The organism is Thiorhodospira sibirica ATCC 700588 (assembly GCF_000227725.2).
Taxonomy (GTDB): domain Bacteria; phylum Pseudomonadota; class Gammaproteobacteria; order Ectothiorhodospirales; family Ectothiorhodospiraceae; genus Thiorhodospira; species Thiorhodospira sibirica.
Map to the genome: position 1 here is coordinate 3816 of NZ_MU255057.1, position 23410 is coordinate 27225.

At 56.1% G+C, this 23410-nt stretch carries 17 protein-coding genes and 1 pseudogene; 15 read left to right on the forward strand and 3 right to left on the reverse strand.

Annotated elements, in window-relative coordinates; genetic code table 11:
* Together THISIDRAFT_RS15085 and THISIDRAFT_RS13550 are read right to left on the reverse strand one after the other, a co-directional pair.
* Nucleotides 1-610: helix-turn-helix domain-containing protein (locus THISIDRAFT_RS15085; RefSeq protein WP_221914054.1), on the reverse strand; the 610-nt coding region annotated here is incomplete at its 3' end.
* Nucleotides 611-1629: 1019 nt separating this feature from the next.
* The gene (locus tag THISIDRAFT_RS13550) at nt 1630-3603 is read right to left on the reverse strand and encodes a cache domain-containing protein (protein ID WP_246585429.1); all 1974 of its coding nucleotides are present in this window, start codon (nt 3601-3603) and stop codon (nt 1630-1632) included.
* Between the two features lie 748 nt (nt 3604-4351).
* Here THISIDRAFT_RS13550 and THISIDRAFT_RS13555 point away from each other — a divergent pair.
* The 14 genes from THISIDRAFT_RS13555 to THISIDRAFT_RS13620 all read left to right on the forward strand — a co-directional run bounded on the left by THISIDRAFT_RS13555 (nt 4352) and on the right by THISIDRAFT_RS13620 (nt 20051).
* The gene (locus THISIDRAFT_RS13555) at nt 4352-5266 is read left to right on the forward strand and encodes a fumarate reductase cytochrome b subunit (protein ID WP_006787980.1); all 915 of its coding nucleotides are present in this window, start codon (nt 4352-4354) and stop codon (nt 5264-5266) included.
* Nucleotide 5267: 1 nt separating this feature from the next.
* A complete protein-coding gene (locus tag THISIDRAFT_RS13560; RefSeq protein ID WP_006787979.1) occupies nt 5268-7244 on the forward strand; it encodes a fumarate reductase flavoprotein subunit in 1977 nt (658 codons plus the stop codon).
* Nucleotides 7241-7996, forward strand: a complete 756-nt coding sequence (locus tag THISIDRAFT_RS13565; protein ID WP_006787978.1) for a fumarate reductase iron-sulfur subunit — start codon at nt 7241-7243, stop codon at nt 7994-7996. Before THISIDRAFT_RS13560 ends, THISIDRAFT_RS13565 begins: the two co-directional genes overlap by 4 nt.
* 374 nt (nt 7997-8370) lie before the next feature.
* Nucleotides 8371-9180 carry a hypothetical protein gene (locus THISIDRAFT_RS13570; RefSeq protein WP_040852709.1) on the forward strand — a complete coding sequence of 270 codons (810 nt, stop codon included), beginning with the start codon at nt 8371-8373 and terminating at the stop codon, nt 9178-9180.
* Nucleotides 9180-9500, forward strand: coding sequence for a hypothetical protein (locus tag THISIDRAFT_RS13575; RefSeq protein WP_246585440.1), 321 nt, complete (start codon nt 9180-9182; stop codon nt 9498-9500). Before THISIDRAFT_RS13570 ends, THISIDRAFT_RS13575 begins: the two co-directional genes overlap by 1 nt.
* Nucleotides 9501-9507: 7 nt before the next feature.
* Entirely contained in the window at nt 9508-11451 is a 1944-nt protein-coding gene (locus THISIDRAFT_RS13580) for a diguanylate cyclase domain-containing protein (protein WP_139064055.1), read from the forward strand.
* Between the two features lie 129 nt (nt 11452-11580).
* Nucleotides 11581-11892: a hypothetical protein gene (locus tag THISIDRAFT_RS13585; protein WP_006787974.1), complete on the forward strand. Its 312-nt coding sequence runs from the start codon at nt 11581-11583 to the stop codon at nt 11890-11892.
* Nucleotides 11893-11919: 27 nt separating this feature from the next.
* On the forward strand, nt 11920-12723 hold the full coding sequence (locus THISIDRAFT_RS13590; protein ID WP_006787973.1) for a DUF4198 domain-containing protein: 804 nt from the start codon (nt 11920-11922) through the stop codon (nt 12721-12723).
* On the forward strand, nt 12710-13006 hold the full coding sequence (locus THISIDRAFT_RS13595; protein ID WP_006787972.1) for a FeoA family protein: 297 nt from the start codon (nt 12710-12712) through the stop codon (nt 13004-13006). The genes THISIDRAFT_RS13590 and THISIDRAFT_RS13595 overlap by 14 nt, the downstream gene beginning before the upstream one ends.
* A gap of 126 nt (nt 13007-13132) precedes the next feature.
* Nucleotides 13133-15625, forward strand: a complete 2493-nt coding sequence (feoB, locus tag THISIDRAFT_RS13600; RefSeq protein WP_006787971.1) for a ferrous iron transport protein B — start codon at nt 13133-13135, stop codon at nt 15623-15625.
* A 560-nt stretch (nt 15626-16185) separates the two neighbouring features.
* A complete protein-coding gene (locus THISIDRAFT_RS13605; protein WP_006787969.1) occupies nt 16186-17088 on the forward strand; it encodes an ATP-binding protein in 903 nt (300 codons plus the stop codon).
* 18 nt (nt 17089-17106) lie between these two features.
* Entirely contained in the window at nt 17107-18240 is a 1134-nt protein-coding gene (locus THISIDRAFT_RS13610; RefSeq protein WP_006787968.1) for an ABC transporter permease, read from the forward strand.
* Nucleotides 18241-19047, forward strand: a complete 807-nt coding sequence (locus THISIDRAFT_RS13615; protein WP_006787967.1) for an ABC transporter ATP-binding protein — start codon at nt 18241-18243, stop codon at nt 19045-19047.
* Nucleotides 19044-20051: an MlaD family protein gene (locus tag THISIDRAFT_RS13620; protein WP_006787966.1), complete on the forward strand. Its 1008-nt coding sequence runs from the start codon at nt 19044-19046 to the stop codon at nt 20049-20051. The genes THISIDRAFT_RS13615 and THISIDRAFT_RS13620 overlap by 4 nt, the downstream gene beginning before the upstream one ends.
* A 133-nt stretch (nt 20052-20184) precedes the next feature.
* Here THISIDRAFT_RS13620 and THISIDRAFT_RS13625 read toward each other — a convergent pair.
* Nucleotides 20185-21450, reverse strand: a pseudogene (locus THISIDRAFT_RS13625) (ammonia-forming cytochrome c nitrite reductase subunit c552).
* 348 nt (nt 21451-21798) lie between these two features.
* Here THISIDRAFT_RS13625 and purH point away from each other — a divergent pair.
* Nucleotides 21799-23379, forward strand: coding sequence for a bifunctional phosphoribosylaminoimidazolecarboxamide formyltransferase/IMP cyclohydrolase (purH, locus tag THISIDRAFT_RS13635; protein ID WP_006787963.1), 1581 nt, complete (start codon nt 21799-21801; stop codon nt 23377-23379).
* Nucleotides 23380-23410: the final 31 nt, after the last annotated feature.

Consider the following 23410-nt stretch of genomic DNA (forward strand, 5'->3'; position numbering starts at 1 on the left):
GTTGCAGGGCCTGGCGCACGGTGCGGTAAGTGTCGGTGCCGGGGGTGGTGGGCAGGCAGGTGTGGGCCGTGCGGTTGAAGTGTTCGATGAGCGCAACGATTTCTTCAGGGGTGCAGCTTCGCGGGGTGGGCAGATAGGCGGCGCGGTCATGGCTCATCGGCGTGGCTGGTGGGGAGGCGGGTGGAGGTGCGGGGGCTTGCACCGGGGCTGTATTCACCGGGGCGGGGGTCTGTGGCGGCGGAGTTGTCTGCACCGGCGCGGGGGGCGTTGCCACAGGAGCGGTATCAGGTACTGACGGTGTCAGCGAATCAGCGGGCAAGGGCTGCAACACCATCCGATAGCGATTGGTCCGGCGGGCATTGCCCGAAATCACCGCCACCCAGCCCAAGGCTTTAAGCTGACGGATCGCCCGCTTCACCGTACTGAGCGAGGTTTGTGATTTATCCATCAAGGCTTTGAGTGAGGGCCAGGCCAGACCGCTTTGCGAATTCACAAACAAAACCAGGCGGGTCGCCACCCGCACCACCGCATGAGACAAACGCCGATCACTAATGACCAAGCGCTCCCATTGAAGGATTTCCGTCGGGGATTGAGCAAACTTTACAGACATCGCGGTAATCTCCAAACACAAGAAACGGAGACCACCGACTGGATTGAGCGGGGATCGCCAGCACCGGGCAGCATCACAGGCAAGACTTTGCTACAATACGCCGGTCACTGGTGCACTCGACTCTCTATCAGTCGGGGCTTTACACGGGTAAGTGCGCTAACACTCCCGTGACAGTGGCAAACCCTACCGCAAAAAAATTCCTTTGTCTACCCCCCCGGATCGCCGAGTTGTACTCGGCTGATTTTGAATCCGTGTCTGTGTTCCGACAGGCCGAGTGCCACGCGGCGCTCCACGCATTGCAAAAAAATCCCTTTGTCTACCCCCCCCCGGATCGCCGAGTTGTACTCGGCTGGTTTTGAATCCGTGTCTGTGTTCCGACAGGCCGAGTGCCACTCGGCGCTCCACGCATTGCAAAAAAATTCCTTTGTCTACCCCCTTTTGGTTACTTTTTAGCCCGGCCCAAAGACTCTCCCCCTGCCAAGGGGGAGTCCCGCCGCAGGCGGGGAGGGGGTCAAGAACCACCCCGCCCCTACGGGGCACCCCTCCTTGATAAGGAGGGGAGTTTTTTATGCGTAGCGGGTACTCCGCGCTCCCAGGGGCTGCGCGCTCCCAGCAGGCATTGCCCAGCCTCCCAAGCCCGCCAAACTCCCCGCCATGAAACATCATCCCATCGACTGCTCCTAAAAACCTAAACAAAGTTGCTTATGCGATTTTTAGGCACTTCGCTCTCCGTTGATAACACCCTTGCGGGCGAGCAACTGGAGTCCTGGTTGAGCAGTCCCAACCGAATGGCCGGTCAACACCGGCAACATGGGCGGTTTCAGCCGTCGAAACCCAGCTTGCGCCATAAAAGTGGCCTCGGCGTTCATCCTGAACAGAGAACAACTTTGCGATTCGACTTCGACCCCGACCATAGAACGCGAAACCTTCGCGTTTGTAGATAACCTATCTACAATGGAGAATTCTGATAAACAATGAAGAAAAAATCAAGAACTGTTTTTTGCTCCAAAATCGGCTGCCTAAGCTGGAATGAAAATCAGCGCGATGATGTCGTTTTTATAATCATTGGTGGTTTTATATTCACGATAGCCTCGCGACATGGCCGCCCCCAGTGCGTAGGACTGCTCCTGAAAGGTAATCATTGAGCCTCGCCGTTCGCCATTTTTCAGGCGTAGCAGGTGCGGTTCCAGTGCCAGCCGCTCGCCGACGGGCAGGTGCTCATGCGTACTGGCAATGATCTGTCCGCCAGGTTCTACAAAGAAGCCAAAGGCGCCGGTTGTGACGATGCCTTGCGCATCGTGTGGGAGTGCGTCGTTGAGCATGGCCTGAAACTGAGGTGTGGCATCAAATACAATGCCGATGCCGCCGACCGTTTCCACACTATCGGGGGCATGGATGGCCGTCATGTACACATAGGTTGGCTGGTGTTCATACAGCACTGTTGGCATAAATGCCGAGACCACATATTGTTGCGGGTCCTGGTTATGCAGGGCCTTGGCAATGGGCATTTCGGCAGGCAGGCGTGTTCCTACCAGCGGTGTCTGCGCGGGATTGGATACGGCGACCACATGACCGTCCAGGTCAAATAGAAACAGGTTGGTATAAACCGTATACAGCTGATTGATATAGCTTAAAATTCCTTCCAATTCCTGGCGTTGGGCGTGCAGGCTTTCGGGCTGTGCAAAAATTTCGCGAAAACGGCGAGTCAGTGCCCACCAGCGCACATCGTTGGCGCGTTCGTATAAATTGCGATCCATAATATCAACGGCCAGCGAGGCCTGGAACGAGGCATCTGCCAGAAGGGTGTCGCGCAGGGTACGGTGCAGGCTGTGGATGGAGCGATCAAAGACCTCGCGGGTTTTGTGTCCTATGCCCCGGATTTCATTGAGCACGGGCATAAATTCCTGGGCATCCTGTTTGGCGGAAATGATCTGTCCATTGAGCACCGCCAGGGTGAGATCATCGGTGACCCGCGCCGCTGCCTGGCTGATGTGCGTGAGGGTGTCATCGTGCAATACCTGCTGGATCAGCAGAGGGCTATCCTGATCCAGAGGACTGCTCGCCTCATCGGCAAAGGCCGAATGCAAGGGCTGCATGACGTGGCCACGCCAGGCAAGCCCCACATAGCCCTGATAGCCACTGGTTGTCGCCGTGCGCACCATATATTCCTTACCTTTGTAGCTCACCAGTCCCAACTGACCCGGCAAGGCGGGCCTGAGACGTTCCCCGCATGGCAACAGGGTTTCATTATTGCTGGCAATCACCGCATTTTTTTCATCCAGAATCGCTATCAGGGTATCTTGTTGCGCCAAATGGGCGAAAATGCCTTGCATTTCATCCTCAAAGCGAAAACAAAGACACAAAATCCCCAGCAAGGGGGAATGGGTATCGTCGGTGGCGGTGATGCGGGCGGCAAAAAGATGGGCGTGGCGTTGCAGGGGCTGCAAATCCGAGGGGCGAAAGATTTCCAGATAAGGCGGCGCCTGTGCACTGGCCAGTTGAGCCAGCAGCGGATCATGGAGGATGGGGGGCAGTGGATTGTGTTCATTGAGGTGGGCGCGAAGCTGGGCATGGGCGTCGATGATAATGATCTCATCATAAACGCTGTATTTGGCGGTATAAGCCCGTAAGCGCTCATGGATTTGCTCTGCGCTGGGAGGGTGTGGTGCTGCCGGATCAAGGAAGGCACGAATATCCCCGTCGGTGGCGAGAAAACCGACATCCGCCGTGCGTTCAAACAGATTGCGCACCAGGATATCAATAGCCACCTGCGCCCGACTGCCCAGATCCAGATTCAGCTTGCGGATCTTTTCCTGTGCCAGATTTTCCACCAACTGCTGACGCAGTTCCTGAAAACGCTGCTGGGTCATCTCCATCTCATCGAGCAGGGTTTTAGCCACCTGCAAGCTATTGATTTTGCCTACCAAGGCCACATGCTGCCACCAGCTTCCCAAATGCTGCAGCTCCTGTTCACAACGCAGTACAAATGGCATATATCGCAGTAACTGCTCTTCGCTCAACATCGTCACAGCGGTATCCCCTTGGCGGCATGCGGATGGTTTAACCAAAAACATAATGCAAGATATATGCCTTATGCAGATACCCCGCAGTTTGTCAGGGCAAAATCAGCAGCGCATCCTGTTGGCATGTGTAGACAACCCGACAATCACCGTGACATTTAGGTAAATTCGCCTTTGTCTGTCGCATACACACGATTTTGACGCAACCGCTGCCGGATTTGTTTAACGCCTGCTCCTAAAAACCTAAACAAAGTTGCTTATGCGATTTTTAGGCACTTCGCTCTCCGTTGATAACACCCTTGCGGGCGAGCAACTGGAGTCCTGGTTGAGCAGTCCCAACCGAATGGCCGGTCAACACCGGCAACATGGGCGGTTTCAGCCGTCGAAACCCAGCTTGCGCCATAAAAGTGGCCTCGGCGTTCATCCTGAACAGAGAACAACTTTGCGATTCGACTTCGACCCCGACCATAGAACGCGAAACCTTCGCGTTTGTAGATAACCTATCTACAATGGAGAATTCTGATAAACAATGAAGAAAAAATCAAGAACTTTTTTTTGCTCCAACAAAATCAGGTGAATTTGGCCTGCATGGGCCGGTGGGTTAAATCAATGGCAGGATTTGGGGCTTTTGTTGCAGTTGCACATTTTTGCTACGCATCGCTATAATTCACGCCTTTGCCCGGATTTTATCCTCCCCCTCTCCCCGGACTAGAGGTCTTGCATGAGTAAAACAACTGACCTGGCCGATGCGTCGGCAAAGCCTACGCCTTTGAAAAGCAAGCTACCTGCCCGGCTTGATTTTTGGCAAAGCGCCACGGGGCTTTTTCTGGCGCTGTTTATGTGGCTGCATATGTTTTTTGTGGCCTCGATCTTGTTGGGCAAAGATGCGATGTATACCGTTGCGAAGTTCTTTGAAGGCTATCATTTTTTTGGTCAGCCTTACCCCATTTTGGTAACCATTGCGGCAGCCGGTGTGTTTGCGGTTTTGATTGCACATGCCGGTCTGGCGATGCGTAAATTTCCCGCCAATTATCGTCAGTACAGCACCTTCCGCCGCCACATGAAGAGCCTGCGCCACGATGACACCAATTTGTGGTTCATTCAGGTCTTCACCGGCTTTGCCATGTTTTTCATGGTATCCATTCATCTTTACATCATGATGACGCAGCCGCACACCATCGACCCTTATGGTTCCGGGGATCGTATGGTGACCGACTGGATGTGGCCTTTGTATCTGTTGCTGTTGCTGGCCGTTGAGCTGCATGCCTCGATTGGGCTGTATCGTCTGGCGGTGAAGTGGGGCTGGTTTGAGGGTAAGGATGCACAAGCGACGCGCCGTCGCCTCAAGCAGGCCAAGTGGGCAGTGACGGTGTTTTTCCTGGTGCTGGGTCTGGCGACGCTGGCGGCCTATATCAAGGTGGGTCTGGATAATCGCGATAATTACGGTCAGCGGTATGTCCCCAGTTGGGAGCGGCAGACGCAAGCCCCTACTCCTCAGGCACTGATTCCTGCTGCCCAGAGTGCAGCCCCAGACACAACAGCGCCCAGCGTGGTGGATTCTGCGGTTGAGGTTGACGCCCCGCTGGCGTCTGATGCTGTTGTTGAGCCATCCGGTCAAGACGTAGGAACAGATTAGAATGAATATTGTTTATACCGATGTATTGGTAATCGGCGGCGGACTTGCCGGTTTGCGCACCGCTGTGGGGGTGAAACGCCGTGGCCATGAGGCGATTGTCTTAAGCCTGATTCCGGCCAAGCGTTCACATTCTGCAGCCGCTCAGGGGGGGATGCAGGCCAGTCTGGGCAGCAGCACCATGGGCGAGGGCGATAACGAAGACGTGCATTTTGAAGACACCGTGCGCGGCAGCGACTGGGGTGCCGATCAGGCGGTGGTGCGCATGTTTGTTAATACCGCGCCCAAGGCCGTGCGCGAGCTGGCCGCCTGGGGCGTGCCGTGGAGTCGGGTGCAGCAGGGTGAGCGTGAGTCCATCATCAATGCCGAGAAGGTGACCATCCGCGAAAAGGCCGAGGCCCACGGGCTGATTACCGGGCGTGATTTTGGCGGCACGAAAAAGTGGCGTACCTGCTATACCTCTGATGGCACCGGTCATTCCATGCTCTATGCCCTGGGCGATCAGGCGATTGCCTACGCTATTCCGGTGATAGAGCGGCAGGAGGCGTTGGCCCTGATTCATGACGGGCAGCGCTGCTATGGCGCGATTGTGCGTGACCTGATCACCGGCGCGTTGACGGCCTACGTTGCCAAGGCCACCACCATCGCCACCGGCGGTTATGGGCGGCTGTATGAGGTTTCCACCAGTGCCATCATCTGCGAAGGCATTGGCGCGGCGCTGGCGCTGGAGACCGGCGTGGCGACGCTGGGCAATATGGAAGCGGTGCAGTTTCATCCCACGGCGATTATCCCCGCCGGTATTCTGACCACGGAGGGCTGTCGTGGTGATGGCGGGCTGTTGCGCGATGTGGATGGGTATCGCTTCATGCCCGATTATGAGCCGGAAAAGAAAGAGCTGGCCTCGCGTGACGTGGTGTCACGGCGTATGACCGAACATATGCGCAAGGGCAAAGGGGTTAAATCGCGCTACGGCGATCATCTATGGCTGGATATCACCGTGTTGGGCCGGGCGCATATTGAGAAAAACCTGCGCGAAGTCAAGGAAATCTGTGAATATTTCCTCGGCATTGACCCGGCCACGCAATGGATTCCGGTGCGCCCGACGCAGCATTACACCATGGGCGGGGTACGCACCCAGCACACCGGCGAAAGCCCTAACCTCAAGGGGCTGTATTCCTGTGGTGAGGCGGCCTGCTGGGATATGCACGGTTTCAATCGCCTGGGGGGCAACTCGGTGGCCGAGACGGTGGTTTCAGGGATGATTGTCTCGGAATTCATTGCCGATTTCTGTGATTCCCCGGACAGTGAGCTGAATCTCTCCACTGGCCTGATCCGTGAATTCTATCAGCGCGAAAGCGCCAAGCTGAACACCCTGCTCAACAGCACTGGCAATGAAGATGCCTTTGCCCTGCGTCGGCAGATGGAATCCATCATGATGGACAAAGTTGGCATCTTCCGCACCGGGCCGGAATTACAGACCGCCGTGGACGAGCTGCAAGCGTTGCTCACGCGCAGCCGTAACATTGGCCTGCGCTGTCATGCCAGCGGCGCCAATCCTGAGCTGGTAGCCGCTTACCGTATCCAGAAGATGCTCAAAGTGGCACTGACCGTGGCCTACGGCGCACTGGCGCGTACTGAAAGCCGGGGCGCACACTCGCGTGAAGACTATCCGCAGCGGGATGATCAAAACTGGCTCAAGCGGACCCTGGCCAGCTGGAAGGATGAAAACGACACCCTGCCCACGCTCAGCTATGAAGATCTGGACGTGATGAGTATGGAACTGCCGCCAGGCTTTCGTGGCTACGGAGTACGCAACCACATTGATCACCCCGATACCGAGCGCCGTCAGGCCGAAGTCGAAGCCAGGCGCAAGGAACACAGCGACCGCTTCAGTCTGCAACAGGCCCTGATGCCCTATGAACACCTGCTACCCGAATCCTGTCGGGGTAGAAACGAACGCCTTTCGGAGCCCTTGTCGTGAGTACCGTCAATCCCACTGAAGCCCAGCAGCCGCCGCGCACCCTGAAAATCTCGATTTTGCGCCACAACCCGCAAGATCCTGCCAGCGTGCCGCACATGCAGACCTTTACGCTGGAAGAAGCCCCGGCCATGACCCTGTTTGTGGCCCTCAATGATCTGCGTGAACACCAAGACCCCTCGCTGCAATTTGATTTTGTCTGCCGCGCCGGGATTTGCGGCAGTTGCGCGATGGTGATCAACGGGCGTCCTGGGCTGGCCTGCCGGACCCTGACCCACACCCTGGCGCCGGAGATTACCCTGGCCCCGCTGCCCTTCTTTGAGCTGATTGGCGATTTATCCGTCAATACCGGCAAATGGATGCGCAGCATGAGCGAACGCCTGCAAACCTGGATTCACAGCACCGACAGCGTAGACATCAAGCGCCTGGAAGCCCGCATGGAGCCGGAACTGGCCGAGGCCATTTACGAGCTGGAGCGCTGCATTGAGTGTGGTTGCTGCGTTGCCGCCTGCGGAACGGCGCAGATGCGCGAGGACTTTGTCGGCGCGGTTGGCATGAACCGCATCGCCCGCTTCCGTCTGGACCCGCGTGATCAGCGCAGCGATGAGGCTTTTTATGACTTGATCGGCGACGATGATGGCATATTTGGCTGCATGTCACTGCTCGGCTGTCAGGATGTCTGCCCGAAAAACCTGCCACTGCAAAGCCAGATTGCCTTCCTGCGCCGCAAGATGGTCAAAGTAGGACTCTCCTGATCGGCTGGTCTGTAGAGGCCGTTTTCGGGGTATTTTTGCAAAAAGCGACACCTGCAGGGTGTCGCTTTTTTTGTGGCTTTCCTGCGCTGGAATTCCTGTTAAATTTATGGACTTTTGAGTTTTTTTATTGGTATCGGCTATGGCAGGTTTCACTACGATGTCATTTTATCACTCAACGGGGGCCGAGGTTTTTCGAGGCGCCCTTATGTATTCCCATTTTGTTGAGCTAATGCCGATAGTTATCAGCTCAGCATTTGAATATAATGCGCTTGCGCTGACCTGACGGTGTTTCCTGCTCGCCAGGCCTGTCAATCCGGTTTCACAGCGTGGCAGCGCCTATACCTCTGAACCGGTTTAGGTAGATGATGGAACGGATGATGGAATCACAACGACTGAGCCGCCCGTATGGATATCCCGACACTGTTTCTGATCACCGCATTGACCAACGTCTTATTGGCGGTGGGATGGCGGCCATGGCGGATCGTCCCGAAAACGATGCCATGTGGCCGTGGGCGCTGGCGGCGCTGGTCAATGCCGGTGGCTATCTGGGTTTTATCTGGCATGCGCACAGCGGCCATCCTGTTTTATTGCTGATCTCGAATCTGCTGATCGGTGCCTGGCTGGCGCTGGTCGGTGAGGGATTTAAGCGATTTTACGCCCACGCCTGGCCGCGTGGGCTGCTGTGGCTGCCACTACCGATTATGCTGGTCGGGGTGCTGTTACTGCTGGAAAACTTTCAGGGGCGGGTTGTGGTGGTCGCGCTTATCCTCTCCTGCCAGGTTTTACTGTTGCTGTTTATGGTGTGGCACCATCGGCAGGAGACGCCAGGGCGTGGATACCTCATCATTATCATCAGTCTGCTGGCTTTGCTAATCCTGCTCAGTATCCGCGCCCTGATGGCATTTCTGGGGGCGCTGGAAAACATGTCCAGCATCTTCCAAAGCAATGCCCTGCAGGTGTTGACCTTTCAGGCGGGCCTGCTGGCCATGATTTTGCTGGCGCTGGGTGTGATTGTGCTGACACTGGAACGCACCGAGCAGATTCTCGCCGCCAGCGAACGCCGTTTCCGCATTCTGTTTGAAGCGTCACGCCAACCGCTGACCCTGATGGATCGTGATGGCTCTTTACGACCGTCAATCCAGCGGCGCTCCGATTATTTCATCTGCAACAACCGCAACAGCTGATCGGTCGGGCATTGAAGGATTTTTCGCCCCCGCAGCAACCCGATGGTCAGCCCTCGATGTCATCCGCCGCCGCGATGCGCACACAGACCCTGAGCCAGGGCGGGCATGAATGCGAATGGCACTATCTTCTACACACCGATGGACAGACTTTCGATGTGCTGCTGATTCTCACCGCCATCCAGTACGAAGAAGGAGCGCTTTTGCATATCGCCTGGAACGACATTACCATTACCCAGCGCAAGGCCACTGAGACCCAGCTGCGCATCAACGAGGAAAAATTCCGCACCTTTGTCGAAGATGCCAATGACCAAAGAGATTAAGATTTAAGTGGATATACCAACACTCTTTCTTATCATCGCGCTGACGAATATCTTGCTAGCCATCGCGATGGCATCAATGGCTGACCGTCCAGGACACCATGCCATGTGGTTATGGTCGCTGGCAATGTTGGCCAATGCCTTAGGCTATCTAGGATTTATATGGCAAGGTCAGACAGGGCATCCAACCTTGCTGTTGTTCTCCAACTCAATGTTAGCCATCTGGCTCATCCTGATCGCTATTGGACTACAAGAGTTTTACAATCGTCGCTGTCAACTGCCACCTTGGGTATTGTGGATTCCCTTACCGGTCACATTGATCGGCCTCATACCACTGCTGGATAATTTTCAGCAGCGAGTCTTCTTTGCTGCCATCGTCTTGTCATGTCAGGTCGTGCTGCTTTTGTTGATTGTGCTCCGCAATCGTGGCGACCCTTCAGGTCGAGGTCAGATTATTATTGTGGTAAGCCTGATTGCCGGGCTTTTTCTGCTTGGGTTGCGCATGCTGTCAACTGGAATGGGCGGCATGAGCAATACAATCGGCGTTTTACAAAGCAATGCCACGCAAACCATCACCTTTCAGGGCGTTTTGCTTGCCAACATCCTGATAGCTCTTGGGCTGATCGTGATGGCTCAGGAACGTGCGGTACAAATCCTCGCCGCCAGCGAGCGTCGCTTTCGCATTCTGTTTGAAGACTCCAAACAACCGTTAACGCTGCTGAATCAGGCTGGAGTTTTCACCGCTGCTAATCGATCTGCCTTAGCCTTGTTTCACCTAAGCAGCCCTGAACAACTGATTAATCGATCATTGACTGATTTTGCACCCTTAATCCAACCGGATGGGCGGCTATCTACCGACCATACCAGAGAAATGCAACAACAAACACTGATGCAGGGAGGCTATGAATGTGAATGGCATTGCGTGCGTGCAGACGAGCAGCCGCTTGATGTGTTGCTCATACTAACAGCCATTCAATACGAGCAACAGACGGTGTTACATATCGCCTGGAGTGATATTACCCGACGCAAGGCGACTGAGGCACAGTTACGCCTCAATGAAGAGAAGTTTCGTAGCTTTGTTGAAGATGCCAATGACATTATCTACACTCTAAGTTTAGATGGTTTTTTTCAATACATCTCGCCAAATATTGCAGAAATTTTGGAGTTTTCCCCGGAAGATTTTCTGGGATGTCATTTTGCAACCATTGTCCATCCAGATGATTTGCCGCAGTGCCAGATGTTTCTTGAGCGGGTGCTCGCAACCCGCAGCAAGCAAAGCGGCCTGGAGTATCGGGTACAGCACAAGACCGCCGGCTGGTGCTGGCATGTCACCAATGCCTCACCGCTGCTCGACAAAGACGGCACTATCATCGGTATGCTGGGGATTGCGCATGACGTGACCGAACGCAAGCTTAACGAGTCTAAAATCATGCGTATGGCGCATTATGATGGCTTGACCAGCCTGCCTAACCGGGTCTTGCTGTTTGAGCAACTTGAGCCCGCCATGGCCCATGCCCGACAAAACGGCAGGATGCTCGCCTTGATGTTTCTCGATCTGGACCGTTTCAAACCGATCAATGACACCCACGGTCACGCCGTCGGCGATCTGGTGTTGCAGCAGGCGGCCCAGCGGCTGCTGGACACAGTGCGTGAAACCGACATGGTGGCACGCATCGGCGGCGATGAGTTTATCGTCATGCTTCCCGATATCCGGCGCATCCAGCATGCCGTGAATGTGGCAGAAAATATTCGCCAGGCGCTGGAACAACCATTTATTATCAATAGATTAACACTCAGCATATCCACCAGCATCGGCATCGCCATCTACCCTGAGCATGGAACCGAAAGTGACATCCTGGCGCGCCATGCAGACATCGCCATGTACCACGCCAAACACGGTGGCGCCAACGGGATCCAGATCTACACGCCGCAACTGGCAACACAACAAGACTGACCGCATTGATGCGCTCCTGCGTGCTTGATGCTGTGCTGGATCAAAAAAGATTGATTGTAAACGATTCTCATTTGGTTTATAAATTAGCCAACCGATTCCCGTTAAATTTATGAACTTTTGAGATAAGGTATGAAATTACGTATAGTATTGATGCTGTCGCTGTTTGGTTTTTCGGCAAGTGCCCTGGCACATACCCCCTCCTTTGCCTGCTATGACAATGCCGATGGTACCGTGCTGTGTGAGGGGGGCTTTTCCGATGGTTCATCGGCTGCGGGAGTGCCCGTCCGGGTGCTGGATGCGCAGGGCAATGTGTTGCTGGAAGGGCAGCTCAATCCGCTTAGCGAGTTTGAGTTCGATAAGCCTGAAGGCGAGTACAGCGCTTTGTTTGACGGCGGAGAGGGGCATCGTATCCAGATCCCCGGCAGTCAAATTCTTCCTTAAATTGATATTTAAAATCAGGAGCTTATTGTGATACGCACGCTGTTTGTCGGTCTTTGTGCAATGGTGGGTCTGACCTTGGCTCATCCGGTACTGGCACATTTTCAACTGCTCTACACCCCACAACTCAATCACGCCGCCCCGGCCACTTTGCCATTCAAGCTGGTGTTCACCCATCCGGCGGGCAATGGCGCGGTCATGGATATGGCCACGCCAGAGCAGTTTTTCGTGGTGCATCAGACGGAGAAAACTGATCTGTTGAGCACCCTCAAGCCCATCACCTGGAATGGTGCGCATAATCAGGGCAAGGCCTTCGAGGCACAGGTCCCGGTGCGGCGCAATGGCGATTACCTCTTTGCCCTGGTGCCTGCGCCGTACCATGAAGAAGGCGAAGGTTATATCCAGCAATTCACCAAAACCATTGTCAATCGCGGCGGCGTTCCTTCAGGCTGGGATGAACCGTTGGGGCTGACGGCGGAAATTGTGCCGCTGACCAAGCCCTATGCGCTGTATGCCGGAATGCTGTTCAGCGCCCAGGTACTGTATCAGGGCGAGCCGGTGCCAGGGGCCGAGATTGAGGTGGAGTTTATGAATCATCCGGTGGTCTTAGACGCAAACCGTTTAAATCCTCAGGGCATCCTGCAATTTCCCTCGCCGGCCTTTGAGACGTTTGTGACACGGGCCGATGCACAGGGAATTTTCTATTTCACGGTGCCACATGCCGGTTTTTGGGGATTTGCTGCCGTCGATCTGAGTCCAGAGGGGACCGAGCACAAAGGCGAGCCCTTGCATCATGAGGCAGTGATCTGGGTGCAGGCCCATGAGCTGCGCTGAGTACACTCTGGATCGTGTGCCGCAAGGACACCCGTGTCGCATTGTGCGCCTTACCGCCCAAGGCGCGGTGCGCCAGCGCCTGCTGGATATGGGCTTATTACCCAGTGCACAGGTGGAGATGGTGCGGATGGCCCCGCTGGGCGATCCGCTGGAGCTGCGGGTGGGGGAGCGCGACAGCTTTATCGCGATCCGCCGCCAGGAGGCCAGCTACATTCATGTCTGCCTGTGCAGCGAAGCCGCTCTGGTGACAGAAAACCTCGCCATGTCCAGCGCCTCTCCTTGATTGATGAGGCTATAAAGAAGGAGCGACAAGCCCCTAAGCAGGCCTGTCGCTCTTTTTTAATGACAAAATAGCTATTGATTCTCATTTTACGATGTATTTACTCTCCCAACGCTAAGCAAAATCTCCATGAGCGCTCCTGATGCCCCCGCCATTGCCCTGATTGGCCAGCCCAACTGCGGTAAATCGACCCTATTCAATGAATTAACCGGCTTAAGCCAGCATATTGCCAATTATCCGGGGGTCACGGTCGAGAAAAAGACTGGCTATCTGAAATTGGCCACGCAGCGCCTGCCCCTGGTGGATTTACCCGGAACCTACAGCCTGACGGCGTTCTCACCGGAGGAACGAGTGGTGCGCCAGTATCTGCTAAATTCGCCGCCGCGCTTGAGCGTCAATGTGCTGGATGCCTCACAGTTGCGCCGCTCCTTGTCGCTGACCTTGCAGGTGCTGGAGATGGGGCTGCCGCTGGTGTGTGTGCTCAATATGAGTGATGTGGCGCGCCGCCATCAGCAGGCCGTGGATGCCAGGCGCCTGGCCGAATTACTGGGTGTGTCGGTGGTCGAGACGGTGGGGCGACGCGGCGAGGGGCTGGAGCAGCTCAAGCAGTGCATGGCACACACCCTGCAACAGGGACACACCGAGGCACCATACCTGCCCGATTATGGCCCGCTGGAAGCGGCTATCCGCACCATACAACAGGCCCTGCCCGCACAGATGGCCTCGCGTTGGCGGGTGCTGCGTTTGCTGGAAGGCGATCAGGAATTGCAAACGCAGCTGCACAGCCAGCTTAAGGAGGCTGCCGCGCCGCTGCTGGCGGAGATCAAACAACAGGCCACCGCGTTCACCGCACAGCAGGGCATCAGCGTGGGAGATCACATCATCATTCAGCGCGACCGCCATGCCCGCGAGATTGAGGCCGCCTGCATCGCCTCGGCCCGGCCGCCCAAGGTGTCGTTTTCTGAGCGGGTGGATCGGGTCCTGTTACATCGTGCCATTGCGCCGGTGGTATTGCTGGCGACCGTGTATCTGATTTATTACGCCTCCATTGTGCAAGGCTATGAGCTGACCCACTACACCTGGCCGCTACTGTCGGGCATTCGCAACCAGCTGGCCGAATGGCTCCCTGCCGCCGGATTTTTATATGACCCTCTAAGCCGCTCTTTTAGCCTGTGGCTGGTCGATAGCGTCAACACCCTGCTCAATTATGTGCCGATCTTTCTGATTTTATTTGCGCTGATTGCGATTCTGGAAGATTCCGGCTACATGGCGCGCATTGCTTTTATTCTGGACCGTATCCTGCACCGTTTCGGCCTGCACGGACAATCAACCCTGCCCTTTATTCTGGGCGGTGTATTTGCCGGAGGCTGTGCCGTGCCCGGCGTGATGGCCACCCGCGCCATTCCCGACCCCCGGGCGCGCCTGGCCACCATTCTCACCGTGCCGTATATGAATTGCCTGGCCAAGGTGCCGCTGTATACCCTGCTCATCAGCATCTTCTTTGTCGAGCACAAGGCCCTGATGATGTTTTTTATCGCCACCATTACCGTGATGGTGGCCCTGCTGGTAGCACGCCTGCTCACCTTTTCCATCTTGCGTCCGCTGGAAACCGTGCCCTTTGTCATGGAGATGCCGCGCTATCATCTGCCCACCGTGCAAGGCGTGGTACGCCGTTCGCTGGAGCGCACCTGGCTGTATGTCAAAAAAGTGGGAACGGTGGTGCTGGCGGTGGCGGTGGTGATTTTTGTATTACTGAACCTGCCCGGTCTGTCAGCAGACGAACGCGCCGCCTTTGAACAACGCGCCAACAGCGCCTTACAGACCTTTTATGCCGAAATTGCAGACAATCCGCATGCCGCCCGGTTTCAGGATGCCGACTACCTGCTCACCGCGCTCAATCTTGCCGCGCAATACCGTGCCCGTCGCATGAATCTGCAAAATGCCGAGGCGATTGCCGCCCTGGATCAGCGTTTTCAAAGTCGCTACCCCGAATATTTTGCATTCATTCGCCCCGGCGGCGGAGATCGGGACGTGCGGGCTATGCAACGTAGCCTGCGCACCCTGGATCAGGAACGGCGCATGGTGCGTCTGGAAATGCAGGAAACCCGCATTGTCAACAGCCTGCTGGGGCGTGTTGGCCGGGCCCTGGAGCCGGTAACGCAGGCGGCCGGTTTTGACTGGAAGATTAACGTCGCCTTGCTCAGCTCCTTTGCCGCCCGAGAAAGCTCGGTAGCCACGCTGGGGGTCTTGTTCCAGGCCGAAGAAGGCAGCAGTCAGACCCTGGAGCAACGGATGGGGGGAGCCATGCAACATGCTGATGCTGCGCTGGTGGCGCTATCCCTGATCATCTTTTTCGCCCTGTACCCCCCCTGTCTGGCCACTGCCATCATGGTGCGCATCCAGACGGCCTCCACCGGCTGGATGGTTTTTTCGGTGATCTTCCCGACCGTGCTGGGCCTGCTGGTGGCCAGCGCCATCTATACCACCGGCGTCCATTTTGCCCTGGATGCGGTGCAGATGATGATGGCCTTCTGGCTGCTCACCCTGGCGCTGCTGTTGATCATCGGACTCTGGCCCACGCCCCGCCCAAGGCCGCCCGTTGAACCGACACACGCCCACTGAGGAGGACATCCACTGATGGACACCACGCCCCTGCTTCAGCCACCTGCACTCGGCTGGCTGGAAGGATTGCTGATGGCTGGCGTTGTACTTATCGCCTGTCTTTGGCTGCTGCTACGCTGGCGGCGGATACGCACAGGCACCTGCCAATGCGCCGCTGGCTGCGACCGCCCGTCCTCATCCCAGCCCTGCCAGCAATCCTCCGCTCACAAAATACCCAACACCCACACCGAGCGCTAAAAGCGCGGCATCCTTGGCGCTAGGTTTGGACTAGCGCAGTTTTGAGCCGGTTTTAACCGGCTCAATCGTCCATGCAAGCATCACTATCCTTTAGAAGCGGCTCAAAGTCTTCTACAATAACACGCAACATCGCGGCAATATCTTTGCGGGTGGCAGGTAAAAGGCTTGACTTTAATGTCGCTGGCAACAGGTAGCCACTGGCGTATGTGATGTCGTGCGGGGGGCTGGCACGTTGCCGGTTCTCAGGGCGGTAGGTGTGCCATCACGTTGTGTCGATGCGCCTATCTATCCTGCTTTTATTCAACGAACCGAGATCGTCTCAAATGCAAGTCGAAATTACCAAGCAGTTACACCTTGGCGCGGAGGCCAATTTTTTTATCAGCATGCACAGCATTTTGAATATCATCAATATTCTTGCGCTGGAGCTGCAATTGCTGGAAATCGTTTCCGATAAAAAAAATGCCCTTAGCAAGAGCATTGAGCTGTGTATGAGCATCAAGGATTCGTTGACGGACAAGCCTAAATTTCTCGAACAGATTAACAGTCTCCAGGAAAATTTGAGCCTCATCCACTTTGAACGGGATCGGCTGCTGGATCAGTATCCTCAGCTGTCCAAGGTGCAAGAGGTCAAGGATTCTTCACAAAACATTGATTCCATTGTCGATATTTTGCGCCAGCGCATCGAAGAAATCCGCCAGCGCTTGCAAAAGCCTGCTGGCTGGCTGAGCTATAACCTTCACGATCTGGAAAAAGAGTTCATGAACTTCTTTGCCGCCACGCAGCGCAACAGCAAAAGAGCCTTTCGCGTGGTTTACAACCCCGCCGCACGCGGCGATAACGATTATCTGGTGATGCTTCGCCTGCAAAGCGTGGATAGCCCGATGATCAGTCTGCCGGATGTCTTCAAAGACGTGATGCGCGACCTGCTGGCCAATGCACGCAAATATTCACCGCCGGGCAGTAATATCCTGATGGGGCTTTTGGATGATGGCCGTGAGTTGCGTCTGGTGATTGAGGATACTGGACGGGGGATTCCCGCCGATGAGATTGAGCAGGTGGTGGATTATGGCTATCGCGCCAAGAACACCAAAGACAAGCCGACCATGGGGGCGGGTGTGGGCCTGACCAAGGCCTATCTGATTACCAAAGAGTTTGACGGACGCTTCTGGATTACTTCAGAGGAAGGCCGTGGGACACGCATTACCATCGCCATTCCACGCATTTAGACGGGACTTGCTGAGCTTGTGAGCATAACACGCCCTGCAGCGCACTTGCGCGCCCAGCCCGAGCCTTCCGGTCTGCGGGTTTTTCTCGAAGGACATCTGGATGTCTACACCCTTGCAGCACTCTGGCCACAGGCGCAGGCACTGCTGCAACGCCATCCTGATACGACCATCATTGTGGACGGCTCACGGCTTGAGTATTGCGACAGTGCCGGGATTGGCTTGCTGATTGATCTGACGATCCAGCCGCGCCAGGACGGTGCGCCGGTGCGCCTGGAAAACCTCCCGGAAACAGCAAGCCGCTTGCTGGCGCAATTCGATCTTAATCAACTGGCCCAGCCGGTGAATCCGGCCAATCCGGAGCGCTCCTGGCGCCAGCGATGGAGTGACTCGCTGCATGATGTGGGTAAGCATCTTTATGACCATATCCTGTTTGTGGGGCATAGCAGCGCGGCGCTGATGTATGCGCTGCGTCATCCGCGCAGTGTGCGCTGGAACGATGCCTTCGCCATCATGCAAGAGGCGGGCGTCAAAGCCCTGCCGATTGTGGCGCTGATTGCCTTTTTGCTAGGGGTGATTCTGGCCTTTCAGTCGGCGATTGCGATGCGCCAGTTTGGGGCCGAGATTTTTGTCGCTAATCTATTGGCCTTATCGCTGTTTCGTGAGCTTGGGCCGTTGATGACCGCGATTTTATTGGCAGGGCGTTCAGCTTCGGCGTTTGCCGCCGAGATCGGCACCATGAAAGTCAATGAAGAGATCAACGCCCTGACCACGATGGGGCTTGATCCGGTGCGATTTCTGGTAATCACACGCATCATGGCCGGGGTCATTGTTGCGCCCCTGCTGACCATTTTTGCGGACATGATCGGCCTGATCGGCGGGGCGGTGGTGATGCTTAGTTTTGATGTGCCGCTCACCACCTACTTTAATCAGGTCGCGGCCGCGCTGGCCTTGAATGATTTTCTCGGGGGTTTGTTCAAAGCGGCAGTATTTGGTTTGCTGGTCGCCGGGGTGGGCTGTCTGTATGGCCTGCAAACGGGCACTGGCGCCGCCGCTGTAGGCATTTCCACCACCCGTGCGGTGGTCAGCGCCATCATCTTGATCGTCATCGCGGATGGCTTGTTCGCCGTCTTGTTTTTCCATTTAGGGATCTAAGTGTCAACACCCGCATCCACACCAAGGCCAAAGGCCACGTCAAGTTCACCGGTTATTGAGGTCGATGCCCTGCGCATCGGTTTTGGCACGCACATTCTGCTCGATCAGGTCTCCTTTCGCGTCGCCCGTGGCGAGATTTTTGTGATTCTCGGCGGCTCCGGCAGCGGCAAAAGCACCCTGCTCAAGCACATCATCGGCCTGTATGCGCCTCTGGCGGGACAGATTCGCATCAATGGTCAGGATATGGGCCATGATGAAGCGGAGGACAAGCGGCGCGAGGTGTTGCGCAATATCGGCGTGATGTATCAAAGCGGGGCGCTGTTTGGCTCCATGACCTTGCTGCAGAATGTCTGCCTGCCGCTGGAGGAGCACACCCAACTGCCGCTGGCCGCGCGTGAGCTGATTGCGCGCATGAAACTTGGGCTGGTCGGTCTGCAAGGCTTTGAACAGCACATGCCCTCACAGATCAGCGGCGGGATGCAAAAACGCGCAGCGATTGCCCGCGCCATGGCACTCGACCCGGCGGTGTTGTTTCTCGATGAACCCTCAGCCGGCCTTGATCCCATTACCTCAGCCGAGCTGGATCAACTGATTCTACGCCTGGCGCGAACCCTGGGCATCACCTTTATCATCGTCACCCATGAACTGGCCAGCATCTTCACCATTGCCGATCGGGTGATTATGCTGGACAAAGAAACCAAAGGCATTGTCGCCGAGGGGAACCCCGCCACCCTGCGCGATACCAGCACCCATCCCTGGGTCAGACAATTTTTCAATCCACGCTTAGGTCAGGAGCAGCATGCGTGAGTTCACGAGCTAATTATTTCCGTTTAGGGCTATTTATTCTGTCGTCTATCGGGGTAGGCGTAGCCATCCTCGTATTACTCGGCGTGGGCGCCCTGCTGCGCCCCACCCTGGTGCTGGAAACCTATTTCGACAGCTCGGTGCAGGGGCTGGATATCGGCGCACCGTTGAAATTGCGTGGGGTAAAGATTGGCGAGATCAGTCATATCGGCTTTAGCTACAACCGCTACCAGCAAGACCTGCCACTGATTGAGCGGCGTCAATATGTGATGGTGCAAACCGTGGTGCGTCGCGATTTATTGGGGGCAATGGGCGAATTTACTGAGGCCAAGGCGCTGCAAAGCTATATTGATCGCGGCCTGCGCGTGCGCATCACCGGCATGGGGGTCACCGGCCTGAATTTCCTCGAGCTGGATTTTCTCGACCCCAACGCCTTCCCGGTGCTGGAGGTTGACTGGCAACCCTATGACTACTACATCCCTTCCGCCCCCAGTACCGTTGGCCACTTCATGCAACAGGCCGAGGGGATCCTGCGGCGCCTGGAAGGCTTTGATATTGAAGGCACCCTGGGCAATCTCAACGAACTGCTGGAAAACCTCGATGGTTTGGTCAGCGGCTTTAATCCAGAACGCCTCAGCAACGAATTTATCGGCGTGGCTGCCCAGCTTAATCAGGCCGGGGCACAATTAAACACCCTGCTGGCCTCACCGGCCTTGCAAGCGGTTCCCAAAGAATTACAGGCCGCCGTGCAAAACTTTCGCACCTTGAGCGAAAACCCCAAGCTCAATGAGTCCATCAATAGCCTCAACCAGGCCCTGCAAGGCTTTGAGCGGGTCATGCAACAGGCGGAACGCACGCTAATCTCCCATGAAGGCGATGTCGCCGCCATCCTGGAAAACCTGCGCGGCGTTACCGACAACCTCCATGCCTTCAGCGAAGACCTGCGCACCCATCCGGGAATGTTGCTGCAACGCGCCCCCGCCCCGGCAGTGGACCCGGCGCCTTAAAAAGCTTGAAATATCCCCTGTCCGTGGCGATGTTTTTCCAGGCCCGTCAGTGTTGTTGCACATAGCGCAGATGTTGCAGGCGGTTTTTTCGTAGGCATGGCAGCTGGCGCAAAAGGCATCCTGGGTGGTGAATTTATGGGCGGCGGTGCTCATGCCTGCCAGTAACCCAACGATCAGTATGCCACTGAGGCCCAGCCACATAATCCCAAAACCATTGCCCCTTGCGCACATGTTCCCGCGCTTGGGCCAATAGCGCCTTATCGAGGCCGGGATATTCCATCGCCAAACGCACCGCTTCGTGGGCGCGTACTGATTTTTCCTGGGCAATATTCAACTGTCGCCAGACGCGCTTCTGATGATATTCCACGCGGGATCGCAAGAAAGCAGGCGTTTGATCCTGATGGCAGCCAAGGCACGCCGACTGGATCATCTGCTCGCTGCGCAGTGGCGAGGTCCAGTGATGCGAGGTAATGACCACCGGCCCGTTACGCACGCGTGGCATGTGACAATCAGCACAGGATACTCCGGCCTGAGCATGAATACTGTCATGAAACATTTCATATTCAGGGTGTTGCGCCTTGAGCATCGGACTTTTGGAGACCGCATGGATCCAGTCCGCAAACTGTCCGGCAAAGCCATCGCGATCTGGCTGACCGTCGGCCATGAACTGATAAATATCTTCAGGATTCATGCCCTTGTCCCACGGAAAATGCGGTTTTGCAGCCACGCCGTGCTCGCGGGTTTCAAAGTAATATTCCACATGACATTGCGCACAGACCAAAGAGCGCATCTCTTGATGCGAAGCCTGACGCCAGTCACGGCCCTGTCGCTTGAGTGCCTCATCAAGGGGCACACTGGTGATGGTCAGGCGCATTTGCTGCTGCGGATCGTGGCAATTGGTACAGCCGATGGTGTGGTGATCGGCGTCGTGCATCTGCCGGTAATCATGGAAATTCGAGGCCCAAAAACCTTCGCCGTAGTGTTTTAGCAGTTGCGGCATGGTGTTGGTTTTGCAGTTCCAGCAGGTGGCAGGCAGCCCGGCTTGCTCGCTTTAGCGATTCACCCGATCAATATGCGTCAGGTCTTTGATGGCGAAGGTGTGCCCACGGGCGCATTTATATTCATAGCTGAAGGGATACCCCAGCCAGAGGTTTTTCAGATAAGGCTGGGCATGACGATAGCCCTGCGGCAAGGGGTTGATGCCATCATGCTTGTCATGTGGAACCGCGCCGCCGTATTCCGTCATTAGGGAATCGTCGTGGTTTTGCAGATAGGACTGATACTGTGGCAAGTGCGTAAAGGCAGCATTGCCTTGCCCCAGATCCAGCGCACGCAGCGGACTGGACAGGATGCTGAGTACCACAATCACAAAGCCCGCCATGGTGTATAAAAACCGCATTATGAATAGCCCCCATGTCAACGAAGGTGTCTTCTTGAGTATAGCCCAGGCAGGGTGATAACTGCTCAAAAACTGCGCATTGACTTGAGATCACTACAGAGGGTGTTTACAAAAATGGAGCCAGCCCGACGGCCACCCTGGACGAGATCAGGGCTGCGTTGAAACAGCGCACCGGGGTCAAGGCTGATGAGTTCATGATGTGACAGGCAGGTCTATACGCTGACTTATAGGTGATAGGTGGCAAGGCCCGACATCAGCGGGCGCGTGTTTGCCGCGTGTTCCTGTTACAATAGATCGCTCTATCCTTAAGTCTCATCATTCTTTGCAAACCTTATCCTAAAGAGCGTCATGACCGCTGAATTGCTTCCGATACGACGTGCGCTGCTGAGCGTTTCCAATAAAACCGGTATCACTGACTTTGCCCGTGCCTTGCAGGCGCGTGGGGTTGAGATTTTATCCACGGGGGGGACTGCGACCCTGTTGTCTGAGGCCGGGATTGCGGTGACTGAGGTCTCCAGTCATACCGGCTTTCCCGAGATCATGGATGGTCGGGTGAAGACGCTGCATCCGCGCATCCACGGAGGGATTTTGGGCCGTTATGATGTGGATGATGCGGTGATGCGTGAGCATGATATTGCGCCGATTGATCTGGTGGTGGTGAATCTGTATCCCTTTATCCAGACGGTGGCCAAGCCCGATTGCACCCTGGAGGAGGCGATTGAAAACATCGACATCGGCGGTCCGGCGATGGTGCGGGCAGCGGCGAAAAATCAGAGCTTTACCGGGGTGGTGGTTGATCCGGAGGATTATGCGGCGGTGTTACAACATCTGGATGAACATCAGGGTCTGCCGCAGGCGCTGCGTTTTCACCTGGCGGTCAAGGCTTTTGCACATACCGCCGCCTATGACGGTGCAGTGGCGAATTATCTGAGCAGCATGGAGCCGTGTGGCAATCGGGAGGATTTCCCGCGCACGCTGAATCTGCAATATGAGCGTGCCCTGGTGTTGCGCTATGGTGAAAATCCGCACCAGCGGGCGGCCTTTTATGCCGACCTCTCGCCGTCCTGTGCGGGGGTGGCAACAGCGCGCCAGCTACAGGGCAAGGCGCTGTCATTTAATAATATTGCTGACACGGATGCTGCTCTGGAATGTGTGCGGCAGTTTACTCAAGCGGCCTGTGTGATTGTCAAACATGCCAATCCCTGCGGCGTGGCGGTGGCAGAGAGCCTGCAGCGCGCCTATGAGCGGGCCTACCAGACCGACCCCACTTCGGCCTTTGGCGGCATCATTGCCTTTAATCAGCCGCTGGATGAGGCCACGGCGCGGGCGATCATCGAACGCCAGTTTGTCGAGGTGATCATTGCCCCGGACATCACGCCCGAGGCCAGCACGGTGCTGGCGAGCAAGGCCAATGTCCGGGTGTTGGCCTGCGGTGCGCTGAACGCGCCATCCAGCGACCTAAGCCACTGGGAATACCGGGGGATTAACGGCGGGGTGTTGATGCAGGAGCGTGATCTGGGAAGGGTGGAGGCGGCTGATCTGCAATGTGTCAGCCAGCGTCAGCCTACGGCGGCTGAGTTGCGTGATCTGCTGTTTGCCTGGCAGGTGGCGAAGTTTGTGAAATCCAATGCGATTGTCTATGCGCGTGATGAACAGACCATCGGCATCGGCGCTGGGCAGATGAGTCGGGTGTATTCGGCGCGCATTGCCGCGATCAAGGCGGCGGATGAAAAGCTGGAGGTGGCCGGTTCGGTGATGGCCTCGGATGCCTTTTTCCCCTTTCGTGATGGCATTGATGCCGCGCATCAGGCCGGTATCCGCGCCGTGATTCAACCCGGTGGCTCGATGCGGGATGCCGAGGTGATTGCGGCAGCCGATGAGCATGATATCGCGATGGTATTTACCGGGATGCGGCATTTCCGTCACTGATCATGGGTTTGTGGCTGCGTTCAGGGTCGAA

What these genes read in the sequence shown, in the direction of transcription:
- THISIDRAFT_RS13595 (WP_006787972.1), top strand. Translation starts at nt 12,710, where the DNA reads ATGAGCTGCGCTGAGTACACTCTGGATCGTGTGCCGCAAGGACACCCG.
- THISIDRAFT_RS13555 (WP_006787980.1), top strand. Translation starts at nt 4,352, where the DNA reads ATGAGTAAAACAACTGACCTGGCCGATGCGTCGGCAAAGCCTACGCCT.
- feoB (WP_006787971.1), top strand. Translation starts at nt 13,133, where the DNA reads ATGAGCGCTCCTGATGCCCCCGCCATTGCCCTGATTGGCCAGCCCAAC.
- THISIDRAFT_RS13560 (WP_006787979.1), top strand. Translation starts at nt 5,268, where the DNA reads ATGAATATTGTTTATACCGATGTATTGGTAATCGGCGGCGGACTTGCC.
- THISIDRAFT_RS13585 (WP_006787974.1), top strand. Translation starts at nt 11,581, where the DNA reads ATGAAATTACGTATAGTATTGATGCTGTCGCTGTTTGGTTTTTCGGCA.
- THISIDRAFT_RS13550 (WP_246585429.1), bottom strand. Translation starts at nt 3,603, where the DNA reads ATGCCATTTGTACTGCGTTGTGAACAGGAGCTGCAGCATTTGGGAAGC.
- THISIDRAFT_RS13570 (WP_040852709.1), top strand. Translation starts at nt 8,371, where the DNA reads ATGATGGAATCACAACGACTGAGCCGCCCGTATGGATATCCCGACACT.
- THISIDRAFT_RS13605 (WP_006787969.1), top strand. Translation starts at nt 16,186, where the DNA reads ATGCAAGTCGAAATTACCAAGCAGTTACACCTTGGCGCGGAGGCCAAT.
- purH (WP_006787963.1), top strand. Translation starts at nt 21,799, where the DNA reads ATGACCGCTGAATTGCTTCCGATACGACGTGCGCTGCTGAGCGTTTCC.